Origin of the sequence: Staphylococcus lutrae (assembly GCF_002101335.1) — a bacterium.
Lineage (GTDB): Bacteria > Bacillota > Bacilli > Staphylococcales > Staphylococcaceae > Staphylococcus > Staphylococcus lutrae.
Map to the genome: position 1 here is coordinate 1615880 of NZ_CP020773.1, position 13829 is coordinate 1629708.

Consider the following 13829-nt stretch of genomic DNA (forward strand, 5'->3'; position numbering starts at 1 on the left):
TCTTGTTGATAGATGCATATTAGGGGAGACGCCTGTCATTGTTGAGAGGTGTCTTTTTTGAGTGCGTCATGTTCAATATACGCATAGCGCGACGTAAAGACATGTTTTTAACGATAAGAAGAGAAGGAGGTGGAAAGCTGTTTCACCGCTTTTTCAGTGCGTGTTTGTGGTATAATAGAATGTATTCTATAAAGCAATAAGGAGCGAAATGTGAAATGTATGAAGTAAGAATTGCCACACCAGAAGATGTACATGGTATCCGCAATGTGGCAACAAAAGCGTGGTACAATACGTATTTAAATATATATGCAGCTTCTACAGTGAATGAACTACTTGCGGCTTCATATAACGAGGCGCATTTGCTTAAAAGATTGGAAGACCAATTATTCATGGTCGCAATCGAAGACGGAGAAGTCGTCGGTTTTGCGAATTTTATTCAAGGAAGCGAACTGTATTTGTCTGCACATTATGTACGTCCGCATTCCCAAAATAGGGGGTACGGTCGTTTACTGTTAGAAAAAGGGTTAGACCATGTCGGAGGGGCGTACGATGCCGTTTATCTTGAAGTGGACACGCAGAACGAGAAAGCGGTTGAATTTTACGAACAGGAAGGTTTTGAAGTCGTTCGTACTTATGCCCATATGATGTACGGTGAAACAATGCATTTAGCATTAATGAAGAAAACATTACATTAAATGATGGCAAGGAGGGGTTTGATTGACAGAAACAGCGTATGTTGTACGTAAGTTGTCGGAAGAAAAGGTGTTTAAGGATCCGATTCATCGTTATATCCACGTTCAAGATCAACTGATTTGGGACTTAATTAAAACAAAAGAATTCCAACGTTTGCGTCGGATTAAACAACTGGGCACACTGAATTTAGCTTTTCATACTGCTGAGCATAGTCGGTTTGGACATTCCTTAGGTGTTTATGAAATTGTACGCCGTATTATAGATGAAACGTTTAAAGAACGCCAAGAATGGGATAATGCAGATCGCCCACTTGCGATGTGTGCCGCGTTATTACATGATTTAGGACATGGCCCATTTTCACATAGTTTCGAAAAAATTTTCAACACGGATCATGAAGCTTATACGCAAGCCATTATTATGGGAGATACAGAAGTGAATGCGGTGTTACGCCGCGTGAGTGAGACATTTCCAGGTGAGGTCGCAGAAGTTATCAACAAGACGCATCGGAATCAACTGGTGGTGTCGATGATTTCATCCCAAATTGATGCGGATCGAATGGATTATTTGCAGCGAGATGCTTATTTTACAGGGGTATCATACGGTACTTTTGATATGGAACGCATTTTGAGATTGATGCGCCCTTCAGAGAAAGAAGTGTTGATTAAAGAAAGTGGCATGCATGCGGTAGAAAACTTTATAATGAGTCGTTATCAAATGTATTGGCAAATTTATTTTCATCCTGTCAGTCGAAGTGGTGAGGTGGTCCTCAATCATTGTTTTAAACGTGCAAAACATTTGTACGAACAAGGATATGCCTTTAATATCGCACCACGAGATTTTGTGCCATTTTTTGAGAATCGTGCAACAGTGGAAGAATATGTCAGATTAGATGAAGCGGATGTCGTTTATTATTTGAAACGTTGGACTGAGGAAGCAGACCCGATTCTTAGTGATTTGGCGCGTCGTTTCATTCATCGTGATTTATTTAAGTTTTTACCGTTTGACGGTTCAATCATAACGATTACAGAGCTGTGTGATTTGTTTGAGCAAGCGGGAATTGATCCTGATTATTATTTTGTGAGCGATTCGTTTTCTGACTTGCCGTACGATTATGATCGCCCGGGTTCCAATAGACAGCCGATTCATTTGTTACAACACAATGGCAACATACGTGAAATTAGTAGTCAGTCCTTGATTATTTCAAGCATTACAGGAATTAAACGAAAAGACTATAAGTTATATTATCCAAAAGAGTTAATCATGGGTATTGAAGATATAGAGATTAAAACAAAAATTATTAACTTATTAAACGAGCTGAATTAATATCGGTTGATATCAAAATGTGGTGACAAGTATCATCTATATTTTACAATCATGGAGATGATGCAGATCGAAATTGAGGAGGGTTAGCGATATGGCTGAGAAAAAAGGATTTAATTTTAATATTATCAAAAACGATCCATTAGATGGTCATAAAGGGACGAACATCGGTGCGATTAGTCTCGATAATATTGCCCCGGTCTTTATCGATATTGAGGCACAGGAGGCTTTTATTGATATTGGTGCAATGCATGCACGTGCAGCAGTGGAACGCGGTGTCAAATGGATTACTGATAAAGCCGTAGTTGATGTAGAAGGGGCTAAGGCATATTGGTTATGTTGGGTGACGACAGAGCGAGGCGAACAAGGACCGTATTATGCGGGAGTGACCGCTGCTTATTTATTAGTGAATAAACGTATTCGCCGTGGGTATAAAAGTATGCCAGAACATGTGAATATGATGGATAAATCAATGAAACACAACATTATTGTTGATCAAATTGGTCCAGAAAACCGTCAAATCTTAGCTGATTTTCTTAAGACGCATGACGAAGCGATGTGGGCGAATTCATCAGCGACGTTACATCAAGCCTTTGCTGAATAGATGCGATATGATTGGTAAAGGGTTTTTGTTAAACATAGAAGGCTGTAACATACATCCCGCTTAAGGTGACTTGATTTCTAAACGACGGATTAACGCCGTGTTAGAAAAAGTCACCTTCTACGTTTGCGCATAGAAATATAAGGCTGCATGATAATATGAAATTTGATACGTAATCGCCTTTCAATCTATGATATAATGGCAATTATTATTTAAACGAAATTCAAACGAAATAAGGTGAAAACGCAGGTGGAACATAATGTGACAATCGAAGTGGAACAAGTGGTGAAGCGAGAGGGTCAAAAAGAGTGCTTTTCATATCAAACGATGGGACAATGGTTGAAAAAAGAATCGGCGTGGATTCGTTATCAAGAACAAATTGAATCGGCTACTGTAGATGTCACTTTAAAAGTATTGGAAGGGAGTGTAAAGCTCATTCGAAACGGCGACATTAGGATGAACTTGCACTTTGTTGAAGGCCAAGAAACGACAACTTTTTATGAATTGCCATATGGTAAAATGTTACTGACAGTACAGACGTTAGGTATGAATCATTTTGTGTCTGAAAGCGGAGGAAGATTGAAAATTCATTACGTGTTATTTCAAGATGATGAAAAAGTGGGTACATATCAATACGAGATTAAATATAAGGAGCGATAAAATGAATATCATTGATCAAGTTAAATACACTTTGATTGAAGAAATAAAAAAGAGTATTCAACAGGCACAGCTTGTGGATACGATACCAGAAATTAAAATAGAAACACCTAAAGATACAAAAAATGGCGATTATGCTACGAATATTGCGATGGTTTTAACGAAACAAGCGAAGCGTAACCCAAGAGAGATTGCGCAAAGTATTGTGGATCATTTAGATACGGCAACGGCACGTGTTCAATCGATCGATATTGCAGGGCCTGGATTTATTAACTTTTATTTAGACCCAAGTTATCTCAACGGAGTGATTGATCAGGCTTTAACAGAAGATACGCAATTTGGTCGTGTGGCACAGTCTAAAAACAAAAAAATATTGGTAGAGTACGTATCAGCCAATCCAACAGGTGATTTACATATTGGTCATGCGCGTAACGCTGCGGTTGGTGACACATTATGTAATATTTTAGATGCAGCCGGGTATGACGTCACTCGTGAATACTATATTAATGACGCGGGTAATCAAATTACGAATTTAGCGTATTCTATAGAAGCGCGCTATTTAGAACATTTAGGACATGAAGCGAAGATGCCGGAAGATGGCTATCACGGTCAAGATATTAAAGAGATTGGGGCGAATTTAGCTGAAGCGCAACCAGATTTAATGCATTTGCCGGATGAAGCACGTTTAAAAACATTTAGAGAATTAGGCGTCGCTTATGAAATGACTAAGTTAAAACAGGATCTTGCAGACTTCAATATTCACTTTGATCATTGGTTTAGTGAAAGTACCTTGTATGAAAATCATGAAATCCAAGCAGTTTTAGAGAAAATGACGGAAAATGGTTACGTTTATGAGAAAGATGATGCGACGTGGTTGCGAACAACGGATTTTAAAGATGATAAGGATCGTGTGTTGATTAAAAAAGACGGGACGTATACGTATTTCTTACCAGATATTGCATACCACTATGATAAATTCCAACGTGGCAATGATCAATTAATTAACTTATTTGGCGCAGATCACCATGGCTATATCAATCGTCTGAAAGCAGCGGTTGAAACATTTGGCGTTGATAGTGACCGTTTAGAAGTACAAATCATGCAAATGGTACGTTTAATGCACAATGGTGAAGAAGTGAAAATGAGCAAACGGACAGGTAATGCGATTACTTTACGAGAAATTATGGATGAAGTCGGTCGAGATGCGGCACGTTACTTTTTAACGATGCGCAGTGCGGACACGCATTTTGATTTTGATATGGCCCTTGCAAAAGAACAATCGCAAGACAATCCGGTATATTATGCACAATATGCACACGCACGTATTTGTTCGATTTTGCGCCAAGCCGAAGCACAAGGGTATCAGGTTGTAAAAGGCGCAGCATACCAAACGATTACGAATGAGAAAGCTATTGAGCTGTTAAAAAAATTAGCTGAATTTGAACCTATGATTGAAGGGGCGGCTGAAGCGAGAGCACCGCATCGTGTGACGAATTATATTCAAGATTTAGCAGCACATTTCCATAAATTTTACAATGCGGAAAAAGTTTTAACAGAGGATCAAGAGAAGACACGCGCACATTTAGCATTGATTGATGCTGTACGAATTACAATGCGCAACGCGTTACAATTAGTTGGCGTTTCTGCACCAGAACAAATGTAATGAAAAAGGCAACCTCAGTTCAAAAACACTGAAGTTGCCTTTTATATTGATTGATCATAAGGCTTCGTAAATCGAAGGATGAACATACTCAGTTCAAATAATAAAATCAAAGGCAATGCCAATAAGATATTTAACATCAAGTCAGGAGGGGCAATCAAACTGGCCAATACAAAACAGCTGAAGTAAACATACTTGCGGTAAGGTCGTAACATGACTGCATCAATGAGTTCGAATTTAGCCAAGCCTATAAATAAAACTGGCAATTGAAAAATGATACCGAAACACAAGAGCCAACGCAGTAGTTCAGTCAAGTATTGTTTGAAACCAATAACTGGCTCAATCGACATCAACTTTGACAAGTTGAATGAAAACTGAACGATGAGCGGGAAAATGAGCCAGTATGCAAGTGCAATTCCTATAAGAAAAAGTAAAAATGAAATCAGACTATATCGATAAATAAATTGACGTTCCACACCTTTAAGTCCTGGTGCGATAAATGCCCACAATTGATAAAATAGCACGGGAGACGTGATACAGAATGTACAAAATAAAATAATCATGATGTATATCTGTATCATTTCAGTAAAACTAAAGGCGTGTAAGGGAACACCTTTTTGCGCTACAGCTTGAATGAATAGGGACATCCACCAATGTGATGACATATAGACAACAATGAGTGTGACGATAAATGTTCCACCAACTTTGATGAGCCGTGTGTTCAGCTCGTTAAAATGATGGGCTAATGATAATTCATTGGCGTTCTTGTTTCGTAGGTTTTGTACTGGGAGTATCTAAAGATTCATCATCTTCTGTGATATGTTCTGTTGCAGATTTAAATTCACGTAACGTTGAACCAATGGCTCGACCAAATTGAGGGAGTTTTTTCGGTCCAAAAAGAATGAGCGCAATGACACTGATGATGATAAGACCGGTTGGACTCGTCATACCTAAAACGAATGTCGTTTCTAACATAAAAATTCCTCTTCTCTAAATGTTTCTCTTATCACTTTTTTAATATGTGTTTACGATAAGGGTAGCCAATACATTTAATGCGTTGACTTGTCGTTCTAAATGTTTGAAGAAATGTGGGGGAGTGGAGATGAGCAACCACCCCCGCATTATAGCCAATCACTGTGAACGATAATCGGGTTAGCATATTTGATCTGTGTGTACTTTAGTTTTGCAGTTTTTTAACAGATTATTTAGGTTTCTTATTTGCTTTAAACGTGTAAATGAGTCCCACAAATATCATGAAAATCATTTGTGCTACAAGTGTTTCAATCGTTGGATAGAAACCAACCCAACTTAGCGTAGGAACATTTTCTAAACTGTGTCTCGATATGATATCTAATAATTGTAACTTTTGAATGCTCATTCCAAGCATTTTGAATGCCATGATAAATAAAATGAATGATAAGAACTTAAAAATATAATAAATCGGGATTAATTTAATGATAAAGCGATATAAGAATGCAAATACAGTTAAAATGGCAAGTGCGTAAACAATGCCTAAAATAAAGTGTATCGCTGTAATGCTACCGACCATTCCCATATAAAAAACTATAATTTCAACACCTTCTCTTAATACGGTGATGCCTCCAATGGTGCCTAGTAATAGAAGATTTCGGTTTTGAACGGCCTTATTGTACATCGATTGCATCATTGCATCCCAGCGTCTCGCATTTGAACGTTGATGCATCCATATTCCGACAATATACATTAAGAATACAGCAATCAATCCTAGAGCGGCTTCCATACCTTCTCTGAGTATACCGCTATCGCCAAGTAAGCGGATAAACAAAAATGCGAGTAATAAACTGATGATTAATCCCGCTATGGCGCCGCCTAAAACACTTACTGTGCCTTTTCTATCGTGCATTTGGCGTGTCATCGTTGTCAATGTCATAACAATGAGTAATACTTCTAATCCTTCACGTAAAAATATGAGCATGACATCCCATGAAGTATAACCTTGCTTGCCAACTGTTTCTGCAATTTCTTGGTTAATAGTGGTCAATGCTTTTTTTACATCATCTTTGTTAGTATTGTCTAATATACCTTGATAGTAGGGGATACGGTTTTCAATTTTATTGTAAAGACTGATGTTTTTCGTTTGGATTTGGCCTTCTACATACGGCCATGTTTTGATGAATTGACTAAGTGATTGATCGGCTTGCTTCAAATCTCCTCGATCAATTGCTTGAATCGATTGATTGAGATATATGTTTAAATCTGTTGCATGGTATTGACGTTTATGTTTGTTTCCTACGGTTTGATCAGCTTGATTGATTGCTGATTTGAAAGACTGCCAACTTGAGTCGACTTTTTGAGTATTTAACGGTTCTTTTTCGATAGACACCCTTAATTGCATTAAATAAACTTCAATTTGACCGTATTGATCCACATTTTTGTTTCTAATGACGGATTCATGTTTTGTCCATATTGAATTAAGCGTACCATTAATTTGCTTTAATTTTTCTTGATTGTTATCTTTTATGGCTTTTTTAATGACGGATTCTTGTTGATTAATTAAGGACTGTAACGTTTTAATCGCTGCTTTATTGTCTGTTTGATTGTGTGTCTTTTCATAAGCAATGAGTGACTTTGTTAATTCTGAAAGTTGCGCTTTTTGCTTTTCAGTAGATTGAGCGGTATTTAAATTTTTTAAATCGGATGCGACACGTTGTCCTTCTTCAGAATGATCAAGTTTTAAGGCATGGACTTGCTTTTCCACTTGCTCAATACTGTTCTTTTTAGCAGTGTCAGATTGGTTTTTATTTTGTAATGCTGACTTTGCATCTGAAATAGCGACATAGACATCATTAAAATCTTTTTCATTTTCAGCAGCAGTAACAGGAAGGATTTTAGTGAAGGCACTCAATAGGATAGCAACGATAACACATTTAATTAAATAATGCTTCACCTAAGTAACCTCCCTTTTTGACGCCAGGGAGAATTAAAAATAATCCGGACCCTCTATGTGTAATATATTCATTTAGTTTATCTTTTGAGCCTAAACTATTTTGTATATCAATAAATTGTTGTGGATGTTTCTGGAATGAAATAAATAATAGTCCTGCGTCGTAGTTCCCTGTTTTATTGTCTGTACCACGCATATAGTTATAAGCACGACGTAAAATTTCTGTATTAGCTTCCTTTGCTAAGCGTGTATGGGCATCTTTTGGAATAACATCCGCTCCTTGTGCATCTTTTGCTGATAAGTCCATATCATCAAACTCATTTTTTTTGCCTAATGGGGCACCAGATGCGCGATGACGTCCAAATGTTGCTTCTTGTTCTTCTAAAGCTGTGCGATCCCACGTTTCGATATGGATTTGAATCTTTCTTAATACACAATAGGTACCATACTTTGCCCAACCGTCGTCTAGAAATACATAATTTTTATAACCTTTTGTGTCACGAGGGTTTTGTGTCCCATCTTTAAATGCCATTAAATTTCGCGGAGTCTCTTTGCCTTTTCCAGAAATGAAACCTGTCTCAGACCATTTCACTTGAACAACATCGAGATAAGGTCGAATTAAGTTGTGAATGGCATGGAAGGCGACTTGTGGATCGTCTGCACACGCTTGAATGAAGATATCTCCGCCTGTAATGGCTTTATCTAACTGATCATTTGGAAAATGTGGCAAATCTTTAAATGAGTGAGGGATTTTACTTTTAAGTCCTAATTGTTGTAAAAAGTTTCTACTCACACCGAAAGTAAGAGTTAATTTGTTTGCATCAAGATCTAACGCTTCTCCGGTGTCAACAGGTGGGAGCAAAGTATTGCTTGTTGCCTTTCCAATTGCTTTGCCCTGCATCATGTTCAGAGCACTTTGTGTCCAAGATTTAAACATTTTTCGAATGACTGTCGTATCTTTATTTTTCAAATCTAATACAGCTAAATGGATGTTTTTTTGCGGTGGGGTCGTAATACCAGGTTGAACTTTACCGTAAAATTGATATGCTGTGTCTGATTCATCTTGGGGGGTATCGAACATCGATTTAAATGAGAAGATACTTCCAACACCGCTAGCCCCTATCGCGATGCCCGCGCCCCCAACGCCTAACATTTTGAGGAATGATCGGCGTGAATAAATCGTCTCATTATGGTTGTTTTGTTGTGTCATTCTGTAACCACTGCCATTTGACTCAATGGTTCACCCAGTTCATTGACCGCATTGGAGAGTTCTTTTTTCTGTGAGTCAGTTAATTCAGTATATAAAATGTAGCCATCATCTTTTTTATATTTGTCTAATAATTGATTGACTTTATCAAATTTTGATTTAATATTTTGACTTAAATCTTTATCTTTTTGATCTAAAGTAGGTTTGAAAAGTTCATATATTTTTTCGGCACCTTCAATATTAGCTTTAAAGTCGTACAGGTCAGTGTGAGAATAAATTTCTTCTTCACCAGTAATTTTAGAAGTTGAAATTTCATTGAGTAAGTCGACAGATCCTTGGAGCATTAATTTGGGTGTAATATCTAAAGTGTCTGCTTTTGCACGTAATTCCTTCGTATCTTTTAACAGTTGATCAGCATCTTTTTTTGTCGTGTCATTAATGATTTGATCTTCAAATAGGGCTTTCTCGATTTTGTGATAACCTGTCCATTCTTGTTCTTTGTTTTCTTCTTTCAGGTCTGCGAGTCGTGCGTCAATTTTAGGGTCTAAATCTCCAAACGATTCAGCAACAGGTTCAGAACGTTCATAATACATGCGTACTTTCGGATATAATGATTTCGCTTTTTCTCTATCATCATTTTTAATGGCTTGGACAAAGTCTTCAGTTCCAACAAGGAATTGATCTAACTCATTATCTGTAAACTTTTTATATTCTTGTGTTGCTTTCTCTAACGCCGCCGTGCTTTCAGTACTTCCCTTTGATGATTTCCCTTTTGGTTTATCATCATGATTTTGATTCCCACATGCAGTGAGTAGAAGTGACGATGCTAATAAGACCGTTGTCATTTTTTTCATAGTTTTCACCTCATCGATATAATAGATTATGATAATGATCGTGGTTGCTTGCTAAGATAAATGTTTTGTGTAAAATCAACACGCCTGAATGTGATGTGCTGAAACCGCATACAACAGCAAACACTTTATCAATTGATAATCATTTTCAATTAATTATATTCCGAGGTATCCATAATTGTCAATATAGTTTATTAATAGATTTTATCAAATTGAATATTTAATATAAATTTCTTCATTTGTTATTTATTTATGCTTGATTGTTGATGATGAATGCTTTTGTTTTTAATCAACATGAAATATTTACACGCTTTAAGAGAAATAATAAGAGGTGGAACGAATAAAGGTCTTTAAACAAAAATACAGTAAAATTTCAAAATAAAAATAAATTCAAACACTATAAAACTATGAAAAATGATAAGATAAACAAATACGATGAAAATAGGAGTGAAACGATGAAATTTAAATGGTTTGTAACCGTAATCATCATAATGATTTTCATACTTGTTGGGTGTGATGCTAATGAAAATCAGACCAAAAAGACTGAGGGATCTTCTGATACAGTCCCCAAACGGGTGATTTCATTAATACCGAGCAATACGGAAATTTTATATGAACTAGGACTTGGAGATAAAATTGTCGGTGTTTCAACTGTAGATGATTATCCAAAAGAAGTGCGCAATAAGCAGCAATTTGATGCTTTACATTTGAATGAAGAAGCCCTCATTAAAGCACGGCCGGACTTGATATTAGCGCATGAATCTCAAAAAGCGACACAAGGAAAAGTACTCGATCGCTTGAGTGAGCGTGGCATTCAAGTCGTCTATGTTAAAGATGCACATTCGATTGAAGAGATGTATGACAGTTTCAAACAAATTGGTAAGGTCACTGGAACAGAAAAAAAGGCAGAAGCGCTTGTGAGTGAAACGAAACAGCATATTGCAGAAGTGGTAAAACAAATTCCCGACAAAGCACAACCGCGAGTGTTTATTGAGATTGCATCAACACCTGAAATTTATGCGGCAGGTGGAGAAACATTTATGAACGATATGCTTAAGCAACTGCATGCGCAAAACATATTTGCAGATGTTCAAGGTTGGCCCAAAGTAAGCAAAGAGCAAATCATCAAGAAGAATCCTGATGTAATGATTGCGACAACGGGTGTGTCAACAGAAGCCTATCGATCAGAAGTGCAACAACGTGGTGGGTTTGATGAAATCAAGGCGGTCAAAGCGCAACGTGTGATAGCACTCAACGATGATATGTTATCGCGTCCTGGACCGCGTTTGGATGAGGCGATGAAAATGTTGAGAGATGCCATTTATGAAAAATAGGAAAATCAAAGGTTTCATGGCCATGAGTACATGGAGCCTTCTTTTAATGCTTGTCTGTGCATACAGCTTATTGAGTCAGTTGGAATGGGGGAGTCCTTTAACGCAGACGTTGATTGTAGAGGTGCGGTTGCCACGCACACTCTTAGCGCTGTTCGTTGGAATGGGACTCACGCTTGCAGGGCAAATGTTTCAGATTATATTAAATAATCCGCTCGCAGATAGTTATACGCTCGGTTTGGCGAATGGGGCGACAGTTGGTGCAGCCTCTGCTGTTATGCTTGGCCTTCCTTTTGTTTGGATTGCCCCTTTTGCGATAGCGATGGGAATGGTCTCATTGTTGATTGTAATGATGATTGCCTACGCCTTATCAAAAGGCAATCCGACCCGAGGATTGATTTTAGCAGGTATTTTAATAGGGGCGTTATTGAATGCGGTATTGTTTATACTCGTTCAATTCAATCCTCAACGCTTACAAAATATTGTCGCTTATATGTTTGGGGGATTTTCTGCAGCAGAGTATCGAGAAGTCATTGTTGTCAGTTTATTACTTTTAGTGGTAGGCGGGCTATTGGTTTTTTGGACATCTCAAATAAAGTTGTTGCAAATGAATGAATGGTCGAGCGCTGCATTGGGTTTAAACGTCGAACGTTTATCATTAAGCATACTCGTTCTTGTGACGATGTTGTCAGCCGTGATGATTGGTTTTGTCGGTGTGATTGGATTTATTGGGATGGTCATTCCTCAATTTGTGCATCGGATGAGTCGAGGGCACTTGCTTTTTAAAATGGGTTTAAATGTTTTGATTGGGGGCACAATCATGGTCGCTGCCGATGTTATAGGCGCACAGTGGTTCGCACCGATTCAAATTCCGGCAAGCATCGTATTGGCGGTTTTAGGCATTCCATTGATGTTATATCTCATGGTGATGGACCGCCGATAAATCATTGACGCATATAGTATAATATTATTTAAAAGATGAAGTAATGGGGTAGACTATGGACTTAACACAAATTAAAGCCGTGATCTTTGATTTAGAAGGTACACTGTTAGACCGTCAGAAATCACGCGAAAAATTTATTGAAGAACAATATGAACGATTTCATGATTATTTGGTGCGCGTACAGGCTTCAGACTTTCGTAAAAAATTTATAGAGCTGGATGATGATGCCGATCATGACAAACCAGATTTGTATAAAGAAATGATTAAGCGATTTAATATAGATCGTTTAACTTGGAAAGACTTATTTCATGATTTTGAAATGCATTTTTATCGTTACGTGTTTCCGTTTTATGATACGACATACACTTTACGAAAATTAAAAGAAGCGAATTACAAAATTGGTGTCATTGCGAATGGTAAGTCTAAAATTAAGCGTTATCGTGTTTATGCATTAGGAATAGAGTCTTACGTCAATCACTTGACGACTTCGGAAAATGTCGGCTTTCGAAAACCACACCCACGAATTTATGAAGATTTATTAGAAAAGTTAGACGTACAACCGGAACAGGTGATCTATGTAGGGGATGATGCATTAAACGATGTGGCGCCAGCGCGAGCTATGGGAATGGTGAGTGTTTGGTATCGTCACGGTGAACAAGCGGACGAAGTCGTGCCACTCGATTCAGAAATGGATTTTGAAATTACAACGCTTGAAGAATTACTAGATATTTTAAATATTAAACGGGAGGCTGAAAAGTAATGCAATTATTTAAAGCATCAGATGGTACGGCCTTGAATTACCGCTCTATGGGTAAAGGCTATCCAATTGTAATGGTACATTCTATCTACATGAACCATACGATTTTTGAAGATATTGCCAAGCGCTTATCACGTTATTTTCAAGTCATTCTTATTGATTTAAGAGGTCATGGCTATTCAGATAAACCTTTACAAATTGATTTCCCTGAGTATAGCCAAGACTTAAAAGAATTGATGGACTTTTTATATATCGAGTGTGCAACAGTGATTGGCATTGAATTAGGCAGTGCTGTCGCTTTAGATTTAGTACGTCGAGCGCCAGAAAAAGTGTCGGAGTTGATTTTGATTAATCCGACAGTGGAAGAAGAAGTTTTACCTGATGAGCGACTGTTTCGTAAATACGCCGAGAAAATCCGAACATGGAGTGAAGCGGAACAGGCGAAGTATTTAGATAAACATCTCTATTTCGCCAATGGGAAAGTACGTCGATTTCTTAAAGGTGTGAATGACTCTGCAGCGTTATTAACTGATTTTGAAAAAACGGCAGTAGAGGAATCGTTCACAGACATTGATTTGGAAGGATTTTTACCGGAAGTACATGTGCGGACGTTAGTGATTGCAGGTGTGGCGAATGAACGTGTGATACCAAACGAATCTGAATATGTGGCGCAATTATTGCCGAATGCCACGTACGCGTTATTTAAGAAATCAGGTGTCTATCCCTTTGTAGAAGAAAAAGAGAAGTTCCTGAAAACGGTGAAAAACTTTATGCAAAGAACGACGCATAATATGGATCTGTAATCTTTTTGTAATATAACTGTTATTCCCGTGGACTTTAGGGTATGATAAGGGTGAATACGATAAAGAGAAAGAGGAGTGTGAAC

General features: G+C 37.7%; 14 protein-coding genes. 9 read left to right on the forward strand and 5 right to left on the reverse strand.

Annotated features, from left to right (window positions below; genetic code table 11):
- The first annotated feature begins 215 nt into the window (after positions 1 to 215).
- The 5 genes from B5P37_RS07445 to argS all read left to right on the forward strand — a co-directional run bounded on the left by B5P37_RS07445 (position 216) and on the right by argS (position 4934).
- Entirely contained in the window at positions 216 to 695 is a 480-nt protein-coding gene (locus B5P37_RS07445) for a GNAT family N-acetyltransferase (protein WP_085237622.1), read from the forward strand.
- A gap of 22 nt (positions 696 to 717) precedes the next feature.
- Complete coding sequence (locus B5P37_RS07450; protein ID WP_085237623.1) at positions 718 to 2016, forward strand: HD domain-containing protein; 1299 nt, start codon at positions 718 to 720, stop codon at positions 2014 to 2016.
- Between the two features lie 91 nt (positions 2017 to 2107).
- Positions 2108 to 2617, forward strand: a complete 510-nt coding sequence (locus B5P37_RS07455; RefSeq protein WP_085237624.1) for a YwhD family protein — start codon at positions 2108 to 2110, stop codon at positions 2615 to 2617.
- A gap of 246 nt (positions 2618 to 2863) precedes the next feature.
- Positions 2864 to 3274, forward strand: coding sequence for a YwiB family protein (locus B5P37_RS07460; RefSeq protein WP_085237625.1), 411 nt, complete (start codon positions 2864 to 2866; stop codon positions 3272 to 3274).
- A 1-nt stretch (position 3275) separates the two neighbouring features.
- The gene (argS, locus tag B5P37_RS07465) at positions 3276 to 4934 is read left to right on the forward strand and encodes an arginine--tRNA ligase (protein ID WP_085237626.1); all 1659 of its coding nucleotides are present in this window, start codon (positions 3276 to 3278) and stop codon (positions 4932 to 4934) included.
- A 41-nt stretch (positions 4935 to 4975) separates the two neighbouring features.
- Here the strand turns inward: argS and tatC are convergent, their stop codons facing one another.
- The 5 genes from tatC to efeO all read right to left on the reverse strand — a co-directional run bounded on the left by tatC (position 4976) and on the right by efeO (position 9915).
- On the reverse strand, positions 4976 to 5725 hold the full coding sequence (gene tatC / locus B5P37_RS07470) for a twin-arginine translocase subunit TatC (protein WP_085237627.1): 750 nt from the start codon (positions 5723 to 5725) through the stop codon (positions 4976 to 4978).
- Complete coding sequence (locus B5P37_RS07475) at positions 5685 to 5906, reverse strand: twin-arginine translocase TatA/TatE family subunit (RefSeq protein WP_085237628.1); 222 nt, start codon at positions 5904 to 5906, stop codon at positions 5685 to 5687. The genes tatC and B5P37_RS07475 overlap by 41 nt, the downstream gene beginning before the upstream one ends.
- 226 nt (positions 5907 to 6132) lie before the next feature.
- The gene (locus B5P37_RS07480) at positions 6133 to 7857 is read right to left on the reverse strand and encodes an FTR1 family protein (protein WP_085237629.1); all 1725 of its coding nucleotides are present in this window, start codon (positions 7855 to 7857) and stop codon (positions 6133 to 6135) included.
- Positions 7838 to 9064, reverse strand: coding sequence for an iron uptake transporter deferrochelatase/peroxidase subunit (gene efeB / locus B5P37_RS07485; protein ID WP_085237630.1), 1227 nt, complete (start codon positions 9062 to 9064; stop codon positions 7838 to 7840). The genes B5P37_RS07480 and efeB overlap by 20 nt, the downstream gene beginning before the upstream one ends.
- Positions 9061 to 9915 (reverse strand): iron uptake system protein EfeO, encoded by an 855-nt coding sequence (gene efeO / locus B5P37_RS07490; RefSeq protein WP_085237631.1) that lies wholly within the window; start codon positions 9913 to 9915, stop codon positions 9061 to 9063. The genes efeB and efeO overlap by 4 nt, the downstream gene beginning before the upstream one ends.
- A 452-nt stretch (positions 9916 to 10367) precedes the next feature.
- Between efeO and B5P37_RS07495 the strand changes: the two genes are divergently transcribed.
- The 4 genes from B5P37_RS07495 to B5P37_RS07510 are packed head-to-tail and all read left to right on the forward strand — an operon-like array spanning position 10368 to position 13746.
- Positions 10368 to 11246, forward strand: a complete 879-nt coding sequence (locus B5P37_RS07495; RefSeq protein WP_085237632.1) for an ABC transporter substrate-binding protein — start codon at positions 10368 to 10370, stop codon at positions 11244 to 11246.
- Positions 11236 to 12186, forward strand: a complete 951-nt coding sequence (locus B5P37_RS07500) for a FecCD family ABC transporter permease (protein WP_085237633.1) — start codon at positions 11236 to 11238, stop codon at positions 12184 to 12186. Before B5P37_RS07495 ends, B5P37_RS07500 begins: the two co-directional genes overlap by 11 nt.
- Positions 12187 to 12241: 55 nt before the next feature.
- Positions 12242 to 12946, forward strand: coding sequence for an HAD family hydrolase (locus tag B5P37_RS07505; protein ID WP_085237634.1), 705 nt, complete (start codon positions 12242 to 12244; stop codon positions 12944 to 12946).
- Entirely contained in the window at positions 12946 to 13746 is an 801-nt protein-coding gene (locus tag B5P37_RS07510) for an alpha/beta fold hydrolase (protein ID WP_085237635.1), read from the forward strand. Before B5P37_RS07505 ends, B5P37_RS07510 begins: the two co-directional genes overlap by 1 nt.
- Positions 13747 to 13829: the final 83 nt, after the last annotated feature.